The 16,581-nt window shown below is 55.8% G+C and carries 11 protein-coding genes; 2 read left to right on the top strand and 9 right to left on the bottom strand.

Annotation, left to right across the window (positions count from 1 at the left end; all coding sequences use genetic code 11):
- The 8 genes from ACQY5R_RS14025 to ACQY5R_RS13990 form a co-directional block, all read right to left on the bottom strand.
- A partial coding sequence (locus ACQY5R_RS14025; RefSeq protein WP_428609533.1) for a transposase occupies positions 1–622 on the bottom strand: 622 nt, incomplete at its 3' end.
- A 67-nt stretch (positions 623–689) separates the two neighbouring features.
- Entirely contained in the window at positions 690–1,490 is an 801-nt protein-coding gene (locus ACQY5R_RS14020; protein WP_428609531.1) for a tetratricopeptide repeat protein, read from the bottom strand.
- A 299-nt stretch (positions 1,491–1,789) separates the two neighbouring features.
- On the bottom strand, positions 1,790–2,125 hold the full coding sequence (locus ACQY5R_RS14015) for a glucosamine--fructose-6-phosphate aminotransferase (protein WP_428609530.1): 336 nt from the start codon (positions 2,123–2,125) through the stop codon (positions 1,790–1,792).
- Between the two features lie 163 nt (positions 2,126–2,288).
- Positions 2,289–2,627 carry a hypothetical protein gene (locus ACQY5R_RS14010; protein WP_428609528.1) on the bottom strand — a complete coding sequence of 113 codons (339 nt, stop codon included), beginning with the start codon at positions 2,625–2,627 and terminating at the stop codon, positions 2,289–2,291.
- A 98-nt stretch (positions 2,628–2,725) separates the two neighbouring features.
- Positions 2,726–5,782, bottom strand: a complete 3,057-nt coding sequence (locus ACQY5R_RS14005; RefSeq protein ID WP_428609527.1) for an AAA family ATPase — start codon at positions 5,780–5,782, stop codon at positions 2,726–2,728.
- 1 nt (position 5,783) lies between these two features.
- Positions 5,784–6,926 (bottom strand): exonuclease SbcCD subunit D, encoded by a 1,143-nt coding sequence (locus tag ACQY5R_RS14000; protein ID WP_428609526.1) that lies wholly within the window; start codon positions 6,924–6,926, stop codon positions 5,784–5,786.
- The gene (locus ACQY5R_RS13995) at positions 6,923–10,024 is read right to left on the bottom strand and encodes an efflux RND transporter permease subunit (protein ID WP_428609525.1); all 3,102 of its coding nucleotides are present in this window, start codon (positions 10,022–10,024) and stop codon (positions 6,923–6,925) included. The genes ACQY5R_RS14000 and ACQY5R_RS13995 overlap by 4 nt, the downstream gene beginning before the upstream one ends.
- Positions 10,021–11,268 carry an efflux RND transporter periplasmic adaptor subunit gene (locus tag ACQY5R_RS13990; RefSeq protein WP_428609523.1) on the bottom strand — a complete coding sequence of 416 codons (1,248 nt, stop codon included), beginning with the start codon at positions 11,266–11,268 and terminating at the stop codon, positions 10,021–10,023. Before ACQY5R_RS13990 ends, ACQY5R_RS13995 begins: the two co-directional genes overlap by 4 nt.
- 389 nt (positions 11,269–11,657) lie before the next feature.
- Between ACQY5R_RS13990 and ACQY5R_RS13985 the strand changes: the two genes are divergently transcribed.
- Both ACQY5R_RS13985 and ACQY5R_RS13980 read left to right on the top strand, forming a co-directional pair.
- Positions 11,658–12,617: a diguanylate cyclase gene (locus ACQY5R_RS13985; protein WP_428609521.1), complete on the top strand. Its 960-nt coding sequence runs from the start codon at positions 11,658–11,660 to the stop codon at positions 12,615–12,617.
- A 123-nt stretch (positions 12,618–12,740) separates the two neighbouring features.
- Complete coding sequence (locus ACQY5R_RS13980; protein WP_428609519.1) at positions 12,741–15,749, top strand: ATP-binding protein; 3,009 nt, start codon at positions 12,741–12,743, stop codon at positions 15,747–15,749.
- Here the strand turns inward: ACQY5R_RS13980 and ACQY5R_RS13975 are convergent.
- Complete coding sequence (locus tag ACQY5R_RS13975; protein WP_428609517.1) at positions 15,746–16,453, bottom strand: GntR family transcriptional regulator; 708 nt, start codon at positions 16,451–16,453, stop codon at positions 15,746–15,748. The two genes, ACQY5R_RS13980 and ACQY5R_RS13975, sit on opposite strands and share 4 nt — an antisense overlap.
- Positions 16,454–16,581 lie beyond the last annotated feature (128 nt).

The raw sequence follows: 16,581 nt of genomic DNA, 5'->3' as shown, positions 1-16,581 counted from the left end.
TGCGTGAGACCACGCGCAGCTTTTTGATCTGTTCCTTTTCGCGTGCCTGGATGTCCGGTGCCAGCTCGGTATGGTCCTGCTCTCGATGTCGCTGCAGCATGCGGCGTACCGCGCGATCAATCTTCTGCCGTTTCTTTTTCAGCTCCGCATGGGTACCACTCCACTCCTTGGAGGCATTAGAGGGTAGCTTGCAGCCATCAATGGCGAACATCTCCTTGCCGATCAAGCCCAGTTGGTCACACATCAGCACGATCTGTCCAAATAGATCGGCAATGGATTCCGGGGAGCGGGAGATGAAGTCCGCCAGTGTACTGAAATGGGGTTGGGTATCGGCCGAGAGCGCCATGAAGGTAATGTTCTCACGGCACAGTCTCTCGATCTGACGGCTGCTGGTGATACCTTTGGCGTAGGCCAGGATGATGATCTTCAGCAGCAGGCGCGGATCATAGGCCGGGCGGCCATTGTCGTCGTTACGGTAGTGGTGATCGAAGGACGCCAGGTCCAGTTCATGATCAACTAAATAAGAGAGGGAATATTCGAAGCTGCCGGGGAGAATCTGGCGATCAAAGGCAACCGGGATCATCTTCATTTGATCGTAGTCGTAATCCTTATAGCGGGCCATTGTCCATTCTCCCTGCTGGCATTTTTGTGCTTGTTATTTTATCTGAAAATGGGGTTTTTCTACAGCCTCAACGTTTGGCTAAGGGGCGGGACGCGGAGCGGACCGTCCCAGCGAGTGTAGCGAGCGCATTAAGCCCCTGGTTAGCTGCTGCTTTAGCACTAGATACTCGTTCAAAATCACACTCTGCCGCTTTCCTCGTACTTAATAGCACTTCATATTTTTTTTGGTATTCTTCTGATAACGACATATCTTTAGTAACTATCTCTCCCTCTGCATAAAGCTTAGAAAGTAAGCGATATGCTTCTGGGTCTCCTTTAAGAGCACCATGTAAAAGTATTTCTAAACCCTTCGATACATCTTCCGAAACACCAGCCCCATAAACATAGGCTATACCGATTTGGGTATACGCTCCCGCTACACCACCTAATGAGACTGCCTTTTCAAATAGTTGAACTGACTTCCGTAAATCAATCATTCCATACTGTTCATAGGAGCGATACACACCCATCATATAGTATGCATATGAGTTTTGTAGCTCAGCAGCTTTTCCGTACCATTTATATGCCTCTGAATATAATTTCCGAGACTCCAGATTCTTTGCTACGAAAATCTGAGCATCAGGGTCTTTATCAGATGCCACCAATAACCAATACCGGGCCTTCTCTAAGTCCTTTTCACCATAGAACCCTTCTCTATAGGCGTAATACATCAGAAATTGCGAACGAGGATTTCCTTCCTTAGCTTGTTGTTCTAACTCATTGATGCTCGTTTTATCTAGTTCAGATTTGAATTTACACCTGACATCAGTCGCACTAACGATGGGTACAAAGAACATAAGTAAAAGGACTAAATATCTACGAAACATCATCTTTATTTTTACAGCTAACAGTATTATTCACCGACACCAGACGCCTATCCATCTGACGCCTATCTGCCCATCTAAATGCCTGAGTATTCATTAAATTCCCAATGAATACAAGATGTTATTTTTCTTTTTCTAAATGCCCGCAAAGCTAAAAAGCGACAGATGTCGTAGAACGACCTGTCGCCTATCCAATTCATTCAATACTTTTAGAATTAGCAATAACTAACTGTATATATTATTTTTTGGCGGCATCAGCCTAGATATTATTTATGAGTTTTACGACACCTATCGCTGAAATGCGGTTAAACATCAACCAAATCAAACTGCGCTTCCGCCGTTTCTCTGTCAATCCGTATTCGTACTTCACAATAAACGGAGTCTACGACGGGATCATCACCACAGCTGCAACCAGCGATAATTTCACCGTAAAAAAGGCCCACCTTGGCAATGATCTGTTGTGACGTCTCTGATTTATCCAGCAGTGTCATCTCAAGGTTGGAAGCGTCCGCATAGCCGCCCTGTGTTACGCCTTGCTGAAGTGGCAGGATGCCCGGTTCAAGGGCTAGCAATTCGGCTTTGAGTGATTGCCAGAAGTCTTCGGTTGCCCCGTCACGCAGTGCTTGTTGCAGTGTTACCAAATGAGCTGTCCTGTGATGATCTTAATACGTATCTCTTTTTCAGACGCCTGGGCATCGCTGAACTGCACAGCAATGAGCTCAACCTAATCCCTCATTTTAATCGTCAGACTGAATCGCCGCGTACGACGGGGCAACGCTCTAAAACTAGCGAATCGATTGGCCTTTACGGCTTCACATCCACGCACTCGGTGGTCGGGTTCTGATCGCTGCCGCCCTCTTTGCAGTAACGTAACACGCCATCGGCATGACCGATCCAGGCACGGCGGTCACTGTTGCTGATGTCGGTTACGGCGGACCCACTTGCCTTGACGGCGGTGGTGCAACTCGTCCAGAAAGGTACGGCGGTACCGCCGCCACCATTGCAGATACGTACGCTACCGTCGCTATAGCCGATCCAGGCGCCGTTGGCATTGTTGACGCTGATGACGCTGATACCGCTAGCGGCAACAGCCGTCCCTGAAATCAATATCAGTAGGAGCACCCCTATCCATTTTCTCTTCATGACCATGCCTCTGTCCTGTGCTTGCTCCGTATCGGAGTGATTCAGTGATTCTATTGTAGATCAGTTTACCCATGAGGACGGGTAGCCGATTTGCCCGTTCAGGGCGTCACCAGGGAGACATGGCTCCCCTCCCGGCTGCTGCTGATATCCAGGCGTAGCGACATCTGCTCCTTCAGTTCCGCCACGTGGGAGATGACACCGATCATGCGGCCGGAGGATTGCAGATCGATCAGGGTACGGATCGCCAGATCGAGGGACTCTGGATCGAGCGAACCGAATCCCTCATCGATAAACAGGGTGTCAAGCCGTATCCCTCCCGAGTAAGCCTGCACCACGTCGGAAAGCCCCAACGCCAGGGAGAGTGCCGCCAGGAAGCTCTCACCGCCGGATAGAGTAGCCACCGGACGACACTTACCGGTGTAGGCATCCTCCACCTCCAGTTCCAGGCCGGAGGCGCGGTTGCCCTTGGCACGCTCGCTCTTGCGCAGCAGTTGATAGCGTCCCTTACTCATCCGCTGCAGGCGTTGACTCGCCTCCACCAGCACATCATCCAATAACACACTGAGTACGAAACGCTGCAGGCTGACCTTATCTCCGGTCTGGCCATTGGCCACGTCACTCAGAGTGCCGATCAGGGCATACTCCTGTTCCAGCGCCGCACACTGCCGTTCGCCCTGAACCAGTTGCTCTTCGGCGTCCTGTAGCTGTCCATGTCGCTTATCCAGTTGGCGCCACGCCAGATCGGCGGCGTTCTTGCTTTCCGTCGCCCCGGCAAGTTGCTGTTCCAGCGCCGCCAGATCGGGGGGTTGTTTTCCCTCAATTACCCCCTGTTGTTGCGTCAATGCGCCAGCCGTCTGTTGGCAGGCTCGCTCATACTCCTGCACGGTCTGCTGCAACGCCATTCGCTCCTCCTCAGCAAGGAGGGACTGTTCGAACACCGTCTGATCATCAAAGGGACTGGTCCCCAGTGCCTCAACCCACTGTGTTTCCGCCTGCCGCTCCGTCGTCTCTGCCGATAGCAGCGACTCTTGCATCGACTGACAGGTGGCCTGTGCAGAGGCGTAACCGTTATCGGCCTGCTGATAGGCGGCACGAGCATCAGCGATCGCCCGATCCAACCGCTCGATGTCAGACGCGGTTTCGCTGATCGCCCGGTCGAGGAGTCCCGGCTCACGGTAGTCGGCCGGCAACTCCTGTTCCGCGCCTTTCAGTTCGCTGCCGGCGGCGGCCACCGCGGAATGGGCCGTGGTTACCTGTGCGGTGAGTCTCTCCAGATCCGCTCGCTGTTTCTCCTCAGCCTGCTTCTGTTGCCGGGCTTGGCTTTCCAGCAACTGGAGCTGTTGCCGAATGGATTGCAGGGATTCGACCGTCTGCTTGAGCGTCTGCTGTTGCTGCAGGAGCTGTGGCAACGGCATCGCGTTTACCGCGTCCAGTCGCTGTTCCAACTCAGCGATGCGGGACTCCAGACTCGCCCCTTCGCTCTTTTTGTGGGCGTACGCTTCACGGGCGGCACTCAACGCCTCCTGGGCCATCTGCACCGCCTGGCGCGCCTGTTCCAGCGCTGACTGGCTCGGCAGCTCAATGGCCGATTCGGCCGGCGCCGGATGCTCCCGGCTGCCACAGACCGGACAGGGTTGATCGGCCTGCAGTTCTTGAGCCAGCAGGGCCGCTTGCCCCTGATGCCAAGCCAGTTCGATACGCTTGGCGGCATCGGCTTGCTCTTGGTGCACCTTGGCCAACCGCTTGCCGGCCTGTTCAGCCTGTTGCAACTCACCCTGCTGCTGCGCCCGTTGTCGGACCAGCTCATCCAGCGCGGATCTGTCGCGAACCTTATCGTCAATCTGCTGCAGCTGCAGCGGGGCGTCATTCAGCTGGTTGAGTTGCGCTTGCTGTGCGCTCCGTTTCTGCTCGAGCTGCTCCCCTTGCCGAATAATCTTATTGAGTGTTGCCTGCTGTTCACGCTGTGCCGTCAGGGCGGTTTGTTCGGCCGCTTCGGCCGCTTTCAGCTGGTTAATGGCCTGGGTCAACCGGATAGCACGCTGCTGATAGCCCTGCAGGGTGGTTAACTGCTGCTTCTGCCGATCCAGCGATTCACTCAGTGCCTCACTTTTTTTCAGCGCACGCTCCGCGTCGGCCAGGGTCTGTTTCGCCTGCTCCAACGCCTGCACCGACTGTTGCCGTTTTGTCTCTGCCGCCTGTCGCGCGGCTTGGCCTGTCGACCAGCGATCAAACAGGGGCCGGATCCGGTCCGCCTGTTCGGCCCGTTGTAGCCGCTGCTTCAGTTGTTCGATCTCACCCTGGCGTTGTTTGAGTGCAGCCTGCTGCTGTCGCAACTTTTCCAGTTGACTGAACGCTTCCTGCAGATGCCGGGCCTGCTGCAGTGTCTGCACCCCCTCGGCATGTTGCTCCTCCGCCGCCTGCCGCTGCGCCCACGCCTGTTGCAACGCCGGCTGCAGTGTCTGCAGCGCGTCATCCAACTGCTGTCGGGTTTCGATGCCGATCCCCTGCAGAATCCCCTGCTGGATCTGTCGTCCCTTTTCCACCTCGCGGCGAATCTCGGCCGACTGCAGCTTGAGTCGCTCCTCCAACTGCCGGTAGATTCGGGTCTGGAACAGTTGGCTGAAGATAGCTTCCCGCTCTTTTGACTCGGCCAACAGCAGCTCACGGAATTTACCTTGCGGCAATACCATCACTTGGCGGAACTGCTCCACGCTGAGTCCGGTCAGCTGTTCAATCTCCCGGGTCGCCTCGGTCACCTTGTTCGGCACCAGCAGGCGCTCGGCACCCTCCGCGTCGATAACCCAAAGCTGGGCCTCGGCCGATTGGGTGGTGGTGCCCTCGCCCCGCGCCTTGGGGCGTGGCTGTTCCGGTACCCGGCGAATCCGGTAACGGCGCCCCGCCAGTTCGAAGATGAAGATTACCTCGGTCAGGGTCGCATCATCGGCCTGGTCACAACGCATCTGGCTCCCCTCCCGCTCATCACCGGTGGTGCGGCCATAGAGGGCGAAACAGATGGCATCCAAAAGCGTGGTCTTGCCGGAGCCGGTGGGACCGTTGATCAGGAACAGCGGGCTCTCGCCGAGTCGGTCAAAGGGAATGGTTTCCGCGTCCTGGAACGGCCCGAAGGCGGCCAGCGTGAGGCTTAGGGGGCGCACGTCAGTCCGCCTCCCCTTTGTGGGTCTGTTCCAGCAGATCGGTAATCAACGTCTGCTGTTCCGTCGACAACGCTTCACCGCGGATCTGCTGGTAAAAGTCTTGAAACATCGCCAACTCGCCGCGCTTCAACTGATCCCGTTGCAGGACACGCTGTTCACCGCTCTTCATCAATCCCGGACGCTCCAAATGCAGCACATTGGGATAGACCGTGCGCAATTTGCCCATGATGTCGAGGATAGCGTGGGTGTCGGTCAGGCGTACCAGCAGATAGTCATCGCGCTGCGGGTCCGCTTTTCCCTGGGCCAGCAGCTGCTCCAGTTCCCCTTCCAGGATACGCATATCGTGCAGCGGCTTGAGATCCACCTGCTCGATCTGCTTCACCCCCGAATCGTCCAGCTCCACCAGCGTCACCGACTTGTGATGGCGGGTTTCGGAGAAAGAGTATTTGAGAATCGAGCCGGCGTAGCGGATATGCTCCGAACCACGGAATTGACGGCCGTGCAGATGGCCCAGCGCCACGTAATCGAACGGCTGGAAGTGGCTCGGGGAGACCCATTCGGCACCGCCGATCGAGAGTGGTCGCTCCGATTCCGAAACTTCGCCACCGGCCAGGAAGCAGTGGCTCAGCAATACACAAGGGGAACGTCCGGCGTTGTGCTCCAGGATCTGGCCGGTGAGAAACGCCATCGCCTCGTCATGGCTGGAGACCCTGTTGTCGAACAGTTGCCGGACCGTAGCGGGATCGGCATAGGGAAGGGCATAAAAGGCCACTTCGTGACCCGCTTGTCCGAGCAGGATCGGCTGGGGTTCCGGCGATAGTTGGCCGACGATGTGCAACCCGGCCCGGGACAGATGGCGGGCACCGAAGGCCAGCCGTTCCGGGCCGTCGTGATTGCCGGCGATCATAATCACCGGTACACCCAGATCGAGGCAGATACGGCTCAGCACTTCATCCAACAGCGCCACGGCGGCAGCCGGCGGTACCGAACGATCAAAGATATCGCCCGCGACCAACAACACGTCCACCTGCCGGGCTTCGATCAGTTCGACGATCTGCCCCAGCACATGGCGCTGCGCTTCCAATAGCGAAACATTGTGAAACTGTCGACCGATATGCCAGTCGGCGGTATGCAGAATCCTCATCGGCCCATTAGCCGGTGCCAGCGGGCAATCCCGTGTTCCATCAGCATATAGTTTACCGGCACCAGCAGTAGCGTGATAAAGGTGGCGAACAGGATACCGAAGCCAAGCGAGACCGCCATCGGTATCAGGAACTGGGCCTGGGTGGACTGCTCAAACAGCAACGGCATCAAGCCGATGAAGGTGGTCAGGGAGGTGAGCATCACCGGCCGGAAACGCGCCACGCCGGCATTCAGGATGGCGTCGTGCAGACCGTGGCTGCGTTTGTGGTTATTGATGAAATCCACCAACACCAGGCTGTCATTCACCGCCACACCCACCAGCGCCATCATCCCCAGCAGGCTAAGCATGGTGAGATCCATGCCCATGATCCAGTGACCGCCCAGGGCGCCGATGGCCCCGAACGGAATGATCGACATCACCACCAGCGGCTGCAGATAGGATTTGAAAGGGATCGCCAACAGGCCATAGATGACAAACAGCATGATGCCAAGACCGATCCCCATAGAGCCGAATGACTCCTGCTGCTCTTTCAGTTCACCCTCGAAACTGTAGGTAACCCCAGGATACTTCAACAGCAGCTTATCAATATAGTCCGCCAACTCACCCTGCATGATGGTCATGTTGGCGGTCGCTTTATTGATATCGGCGGCCACCTTGACAGTACGGTAACGATTGATGCGGATGATGGAAGTGGGGCTCTTGCCCGGTTTCAGGGTCACCACCTGCCCCAGCGGCACACTGACACCATTGGCGGCGGTCAGACGCAGGTCCTGCAGATGGGCCACCGATTTACGCTCCGACTCGGGATAGCGCACCATCACCCGGATATCGTCACGACCACGCTGGATACGCTGCACCTGGAAACCGTAGAAGGCGTTGCGGATCTGGTTCAGTACCTCCGAGCGGGTCAGCCCGAGAGCGTGGGCCTCTTCCTTCAGCTCGATCTGAAGTTCCTCCTTGCCATCCGACAGGGTATCGCTGATATCGAACACCGACGGATAGAGCGCCAGACGTGCCTTTACCTTGTCCGCCACTTCCGAAAGTGTGGAGAAGTCCAAGCCGGAAAACTGAATTTCAATCGGATCCGAGATACGCCCGATCTCCGCCCGGAAGGTGAGACTCTCGGCACCGGGAATCACCCCGATCATCTTGCGCCACTCGCGCACCAACTCGACGCTCGTTACCTTTGAGGTACGATCTTCCGGCGCCACGATTTCGAACATCACCAGTCCGGTATGGGAACCGGAGCCGCGTGAACCGCTGGAACCGGTGGTGGATTGGATATCCAGTACCAGATCCAGCCCGTCCGCATCCCGATACTTCTCTTTCAGCGCAAAGGCCGCTTGGGTGATCTTCTGGATATAGCGGTCGGTCACTTCAAAGGCGGTGCCGGTCGGCATGGTCAGCGAGGCACGAGCCAGTTCGCTCTGCACCCGCGGCCAGAAGGTGAAGCGGGTCCACCCGGTGGTAGCCAGGGTCACCATGATCATCAGGACGCCGACGAACAGCACCAGAGTGGTCCAGCGGTTATCCAGCGCCAACTTCAGCAGCGGCCGGTAAAAACGCAAGATCGCCCGTTCAAAGCCGTCGGCGAAGCCTTGCTGAAAACGTTCCAACAGCCCCGGTTGCTTACGCTCCGAACGCAGCTTGATGTGCTTGAGATGGGCGGGCAGGACGAACTTGGATTCGATCAGTGAAAACAGGAAGATGGGAATCACCACGATAGGGATCTGGGCAAACAGCAAACCGCGCCGTCCCTCGATAAAGGCGAGCGGCAAAAAAGCGGCGACCGTGGTCAAGACGCCGAAGGTCACCGGCACCGCCACCTCTTTGGTGCCACGAATCGCTGCCTCCAGTCCATTCTCGGCATGGCGTAAATGGGTATAGATATTCTCTCCCGTCACAATGGCGTCATCCACCACAATACCCAACACCAACAGGAAGGCGAACAGGCTGAACACATTCAGGGTGACATCGAAAAACGGCATGGCGAGAAAGGCGCCCATAAAGCTGACCGGTACGCCGATGAACACCCAGAAGGCGATGGAGGGGCGCAGGAACAGCGTCAATAGCAGCAGCACCAGGACACCGCCCTGAATGGCGTTATTGGTCAGGGTTCTGAGGCGCTTCTTGACGATGCGGGAACGATCGCGCCAGGTGGTCATCTCCACCCCATGGGGCAATGACGCCTGACGTTCCGCTACGTAAGCCTTCACCTTGTCGGCGACATCGATGGCACTCTGGGCACCAACCCGGTACACATCCACAAACCCCGCCATCTTACCGTTGAAGCGACTGCGCAGTGGCGACTCTTCAAAGCCGTCATTGACCCGGGCCAGATCCCTTACCCGAACCAGGCTGCCGTCGGCATGGGTTAACACGATAATATCGTCGAACTGATCGCGCCGGTAAGCCTGCCCCTTGGAGCGGATGAGAATCTCACCGGCCTCGGCCTTGATATTGCCGGCCGACAGATCCAGTGCACTGCTGGAGACGGCTTGTGCCACTTGCCGCAGGCTGATGCCGTACTGGCGCAGGTTATCTTCCGGCACCTCGATGGCGATCTCGTAGGCACGCACCGAATCCAGCTCCACCTGGGTGATGCCCGGTATGCGAAGCAGGTCATCACGCACCCGCTCCGCCTGCGCACGGATCTCTTTTTCCGGGTAGTGGCCGGCCACCGCAACGGTGATTACTTCACGCTTGCGGGTTGCCAGACTGACCACCGGTTTTTCTGCATCGACCGGCAGATTATTGATCGAGTCGACCCGGCTCTTGATATCCGCCAACATCTCCCGGGGATCGTAACCCTTGTCGATCTCCAGACCGATACTGGCGGTGCCCTCTGCCGAGCGGCTGGTGATCTCTTTAATCCCTTCCAGGTCCTGGACCGCCTCTTCCACCAGGATTGCAATACCCTGCTCGGCATCTTCCGGCGTGGCGCCACGCAGGTTGATCACTACATTGACTTTTTGCGCTTCAAGCGTCGGAAACACTTCCAGGGGAATGCGAAAATAGAGTGATGACAGTCCGATAATCAGCAGGCTCACCATCAACAGATTGGCGGCCACATGGTTACGCGCAAACCAGGCGATCATGGACGGGCCTGATCGGTTTTGGCTGTATCGGCTTGCGAAGTCATGGTCGGTTTATCCCGCGCCACCTTCTGGCTGCCGCCACGCGGCTCCTCACCACCCAGCCGTTTTACCGGAGTACCGCTACTGACCTGACCGAGCGGTGTCAGCACCAGTTGATCACCCGCTTGCAGACCGCTACCAATCAACGCCTCGCGGTTATTCTGCCAAGCCACATCGACCTCGGCGCGTCGTAACACGCCTTTATCGAACAGATAAACATAGCTGCCTTGATAGATAGCCGCATTGGGAATCACGATGGCATCCGTCAGCGTTCGCCCCTGGATCTCGGCGGTGACATACTGACCGATCTTCAACGGGCGCAACCCTTGCGGGTTCTCTTCATACGGGTTGTCGATCTGTGCCGTCACATAGAGTTGCTGGCTCTGCTCGTCGATTGCGCCGGCGGTACGCACCAGGGTGGCCGGCCAAGGCTGAGGCGTTGATCCCAAGCTATTGATGATCTTTACTGAAGGTAACTTTGTTTCGCCCTCGCCGTTGTGGCGATAATTTTCCGGCAACTCCACATAACCCAGCTCACTGTTCTTCAGCGGCAGACGTACTTCCACCCGATCGGTGGCATAGATTTTAGCCAGGGCCTGATTGGCGGAGACCACCACGCCGCGATCGACGCTGCGCGACAAAATTCGACCGGCATAGGGCGCTTTGATCTCGGTACGCCCCACCGCCAGTCTGGCTTGGGCCAGCTTGGCCTGGGCGGCATCGATTTGGGAGCGGGCAGCGGCCAGCTGCGGTTTACGCAGTGCATAATCCGATGCCAAGCCCTTCTTATTCAGGATCTCCCGGTCCTTTCTGGCTTGGTCCGCCAACGCCAATTGCTCCTCCAGATTGACCTTGGCATTGGCCAGCTCCGCCGCGGCAATATCCACCTGGATTTTGTAATCACGCGGATCGATGGTGACCAGTGTCTCCCCGGCTTCGAAAAAACCGCCGTCGCGAAAATTGGCACTGACCGCAATAATCTGTCCCGCAACCTGTGCTACCAACTGCCCTTCGGTACGCGGCTGAATCCGGCCAAAGGAGTTGACCACCACGGTATAGTCGCGCGGCACCACTGGCGCAGTCTCCACCGCCACCACTGGCGTAGGCGGATTTTCACGCTTTGCCGTCACCGGCTTGAAGTGGGAAATCAGCTGCGTAGCACCGATAAACAGGGCCAGCAATAACAGCGGCAAGAGCTTGCGCATTCTCAATACTCAGTAGATAGATTTTTATATTTGTGGCACTTCAGCGGGGCGTTACGATCCGCAATAGCAGGCGCGTTCGCAAAACCGGACAGAGGCCACAAAACGCGCCTGACCGGTCATTCTAGGCGGTTCCCGTCTCCATGAAAAGACATCGGCCGATTCCATCGGTTCCCCGGTAGATACCGCCTCCCGCACCAGACATGGCGGACTTTCACGGTTTGAAGCCGGCAACCCTCGAGCCGGATGAGCCCTAGCCCCTCTTCATGGCCATCTGATCGATTACTTCCTATTTCACCGGTTCACAGTTGTTTTCACAGTTTTTTACTATCCTTATAAGTTGTGTGGGGAGGTTATGGAAAATCAACATCATCATAAGGTTGACGCCCAATATGCTGACAGAAGTAAACAAGGATAAGACGGTTCTGATTATTGACGATAGCCCTATCAATATCGAACACCTGGCCCAGGTGCTTAAATCAGACTACGGGATCAAAGTTGCCAATAGCGGTGAATTGGGAATCGAGGTAGCGCGAAGCCAACGACCCGACCTCATTTTGTTGGATATCGTTATGCCCAACATGGATGGGTATGAAGTGTGCCGTCGCCTCAAGGCCGATGACGTAACACGCAAGATACCGATTATCTTTATCACCACAAAAAATGAAATCGAGGATGAAACACGCGGCCTGTCATTGGGTGCGGTCGACTATATCACCAAGCCGTTTCGAACACCGATTGTCAAAGCCCGCGTCCGGACACATATTCAACTGAAGCACAACAGCGATCTGCTTGAGAAACTGGCACTGATCGATGCCCTGACCAACCTGCCGAATCGTCGCCGCTTTGAACAGATTCTTAAACGTGAGTGGGCACGTTGTCGTCGTTCACAAGCTTCTATCTCCATCATCTTGATCGATATCGATCATTTCAAACAGTTTAACGATCACTATGGACACTTGGCCGGTGACCGCTGCCTAAGCCGGGTTGCCCGCGCATTGCCGATACCGCTGAAGCGGCCGGCGGACAGTATATTCCGCTATGGCGGTGAAGAGTTTATTGCGGTGCTGCCGGAAACCGATCATACGGTCGCGGTAAATCTGGCCGAAGAGATGCGTGCCCAGGTCGGGAAACTGCTGATTCCGCACACGCATAGTGAAACGTCACACCCCTATATCAGCATCAGCCTTGGGGTCGCCACTGCCACACCCAACGCCCGCAGTACGCCCACCACCTTGGTGCAATTGGCCGATAAACTGTTGTACGCCGCAAAAAATGCCGGTAGAAACTGCGTCCGGGGTCAAGTGTATAAGAGTGACACGGACTTCTATCACAAAACGGCAGATGCCTGATATGGCATCATTTGCAATCGTACATTGTGTCAATACACACAGGGTGGACAGCCCCGCCATAATCCAAGCAAAGCTTGCCAGTCCGCGTTAATTTAAGTCCTACGTCGGAGCTCTGTTTAGCGAATGAATATCCGATTGAAGTTTATCCTGTTCACGCTTGGTATCGTCATCATGTTGATGTTGCCGCTGGCTACCGGCGGCTACTGGATCATAAACAGGATCATCTTCAACCTGTATGAAAACAGCTTCTCCCGGGAAGTGAAAAATATCGACACCGCCATCAGGGAAAGCATCGGCAACATGAAACGCGGTGGCCCCGTTTCGCAGGCCGATTATCTCAAGGAGGAAGGCAATAATCTGATTGCCGAATTGAAACGGTATCGGGTGGGTGATACCGGGGGCCTGACCATTCTCGATAAAACCGGCTCCATCCTGTTGCGATCACGCAGTAATGGGCATGCCCCACCGAACATAAAACAGATTACAGCCACCTTATCCGATCGGGATATTGCCAGCCTCAGCTATCGCGCCAACGGCAATACCATGTTTGCGGTCTTTGTACGATCGGCGTGGGACTGGGCAATTATTCTGACGGTAACCGAATCGGAGATGTTTGCCCAACGAAATCTGTATGCCGTGATCGCCTTGTGGCTGACACTGATCCCGTTGGTCTGCGTTATTCTGCTGTCGATTATTTTCTACCACCGTTTTTACAAACAGATTAAGCGCACGCTGGAAGCCCTTAAACTGATTGAACAAGGCCATTTGGAGACCCGTATCCATGAACCGCCCCAGGATGAACTCGGCGAAGTACAGACCGGCATCAACAGCATGGCCCGCAAGCTCAGTGACCTGATTTTCAACCTGGAAGAGCGGGTCGATCAACAGACCCATGACCTGCGCCACTCCAAAGAGCAGGCAGAAGCGGCCAATCAGGCAAAAAGTGAATTTCTCGCCAACATGTCCCACGAAATACGCACACCCATGAATGGCGTACTGGGTATGTGCCAACTGCTGCAATCCACTCCGCTCAACCAGAAGCAACTGCTCTACCTCAACACCATCAGTGCTGCGGCCAATTCACTGCTGGTGATTATCAACGACATTCTCGACTTCTCAAAAATAGAGGCAGGAGAGCTGAAGTTCGAGTCCAGTCCTTTTAATCTGAATCTGGTACTCGAAGAGATTGCCGACCTGATGATACCGGCCATCGCCCAGAAGCGCTTGAAACTGGTGTATGACATCGCCTCCGATATTGATGAGCAAATCATCGGTGACAGCCTGCGCCTGAAGCAGGTGTTGACCAACTTGGTCAACAATGCGGTGAAGTTCACCAAACAGGGACATGTGTTGTTACGGGTACAGGTGCAGCAACAGTCGCCGGAACAACTGATACTGGAGTTTGATGTGGAGGATACCGGTCCGGGCATACCGCCTGAACAGGTAGAGCGGCTATTCCGCCCCTTTACCCAGGCCGACGCCTCGACCACAAGACGCTATGGCGGTAGTGGACTCGGCTTGAGTATCTGCCAGCGACTGGTAACAAAGATGGGCGGTGAGATCAGCGTAAGGCCCAATCCACAAGGCGGTAGCTGCTTCAGCTTCAGTGCCAGTTTTGAGCGTCTTGATCCCGCAAACCATCGTCGTCAGGAACGGCAACTGCCCAGCTTGGCAGAGAGAACCCTCTCCCTACTCTCCAGCGACCCCTATATCACCAGTACCGTACTGCGGTATCTCAAGATATTGGGATGCCACACACGTCACTTTAATCGTATTGAGGCATTTGAAGATGCACTAACCGAACCCGAACCACCCGTTGATACCGAGGTACTGATCATCGACACCTCAGCAATCAGCAGCAAAGAGACACTACTGAAAGCGGTCGCCGCCAGTGACCATTGGTTTAAAACACTCAAAACGCTGCTGTTATACAACTTCGAGGATGAACGCAAAGGGATTGTCAGTCCGGCATTGCAAAAACCCTTAACCCAGGACCGGTTGGAATCGGCGCTATTGAAACTGTTCAATCCCAATCTACCACCCAGCCAGTTACAACGCCGTGCTTCGCAGCAGGAAGAGATTGATCAACTGGCCGGCATGCACATTCTGCTTGCCGAAGACACTGCCTTAAACCAACAGGTACTCATAGAACTTTTGGATCAATTGCATATCCAGGTATCGGTGGCCAATAACGGCCGTGAAGCGCTGCGCAAACTGGAGGAACAGGGGGTCGAAACATTCGATGTGGTCATGATGGATATCCAGATGCCGGTCATGGATGGATTTGAAACCACACGCCGCATACGCAACCACCCCCTGTTACAGTCGATTCCGGTTATCGCCATGACCGCCAACGCCATGACCGGAGACCGGGAGCAGTGCCTGGCGGCGGGGATGGATCTGTATCTAACCAAACCGATTAACCGTGACGACCTGATCTGGGCGTTACGGCAATCACTACAGCTCTCCGGTGGTGACGCAGAAATCGGCAGGAAGATCGCCGACCCTCCACCACATACCCGGCCTACCATTGACTTGGCGGCCTTGCTAAATCGCTTCGAGGATGACACGACCCGAGTAATGCGACTGCTGTTGCAGGCGGAAGAGAGTTTCCAGTCCGACCTGCTGGAGATCAGGCACTGCCTGGAGGATCAGGAGTGGCAAGGTCTGGCCCAATCGCTGCACCGACTCAAAGGATCGGCCGGCAACATGTCTACCCTGGCGCTGTATCACCGTTGCGTCGCCATGGAGGCGGCGCTGGCGGCCGGTGAGACCGACCAGCTCAATACCGCCTATCAGGCACTGGAGAATGAATTCGACCAGGTCATCCACCGCATCAGCTTGCTCTCCGAACAGCTGGCCGTACAAAAAAGCCAACAGGATGCCGCGCCCGATAAAAACCATACCCTCGACCTGCAGCCGATAATCCGGCGCCTGCAGGAACAGTTGAAACAGTCCGATCTGGTGGAGAGCAGCACCATCGACGTCATCGAGCAGGCGATCGACAGCTCGCCCTACCCGGAGACGATGAGTCTATTGGTCCAGCGGTTGCGGGCTTTTGACTATCCGGAAGCCAGTAAGCTGTTGGCGCAGTTGCTCGACCAACTGGATGCCTCCAATGGAGATTCTTAAGCCGCACCCCTGAGGCATTTTCCTATATAGGCCAGGTGCTCATGCGCAGCGTGGCGCGCCTGTGCGGAATCACCGGAGAAGATCGCCTGATAAATCTCCCCATGCTGGGCATGGATCGTCTGGTAGCTCTCTTCCATGGTGTAGATCTTTTCCCAGTTATGCAGCACCACATCACCCAGCAGATCGAACAAGCTCTGGGTCAGGTGGATCAGCGCCACATTGTGGGAAGCATCGGCGATCGCCATATGAAAGGCGGCATCGGCTTTCGCCTCCAGTTCCAGATCACGCCGTTCATGGGCGGCCTGGAGGGCCTGAAAACGCTCGCGGATAATCGCCCGGTCCATTTCCGTAGCTCTTGCCGCCGCATAACTGGCGGCCAGCTCTTCCAGACCATGCCGGCACTCCATCACATCGGAGAGTGCCTCCGGATTGTCTTTCAGCAGGTTGGCCAGCGGGTTGGTAATGGTGCTGAGGGCGTCCAGGACAAAAGTCCCCTCGCCCTGACGGCTGTAAATCAATCCCTGGGCCTCCAGCTTCAGTAACGCTTCGCGCACCGACGGGCGCGACACCTTGAGCTGATCGACCAGTTCCCGCTCCGCCGGCAACTTGTCACCGGGCTTTAACACCCCATTGATAATCTGGGTTTTCAGCTGCTCAACAATCGAGTCTGAAACTCTGGCGGGTTTGATGGGTTGTAACTGCATGGTACTTCTCCAATCTGTGAGCGGTGGGCCGCGCCCTGGTTAAAGGGGGCTGCCACCCGGTATCGGAAAATGCACAGTTCCGATCCCTCAATCTTCAACAACCGACAACAATTGAAAATGGCGCCAGA

The sequence above is a fragment of the Sedimenticola sp. genome, from assembly GCF_050289425.1.
Taxonomy (GTDB): domain Bacteria; phylum Pseudomonadota; class Gammaproteobacteria; order Chromatiales; family Chromatiaceae; genus Sedimenticola.
This window is presented reverse-complemented; position numbering and strand designations above follow the sequence as displayed.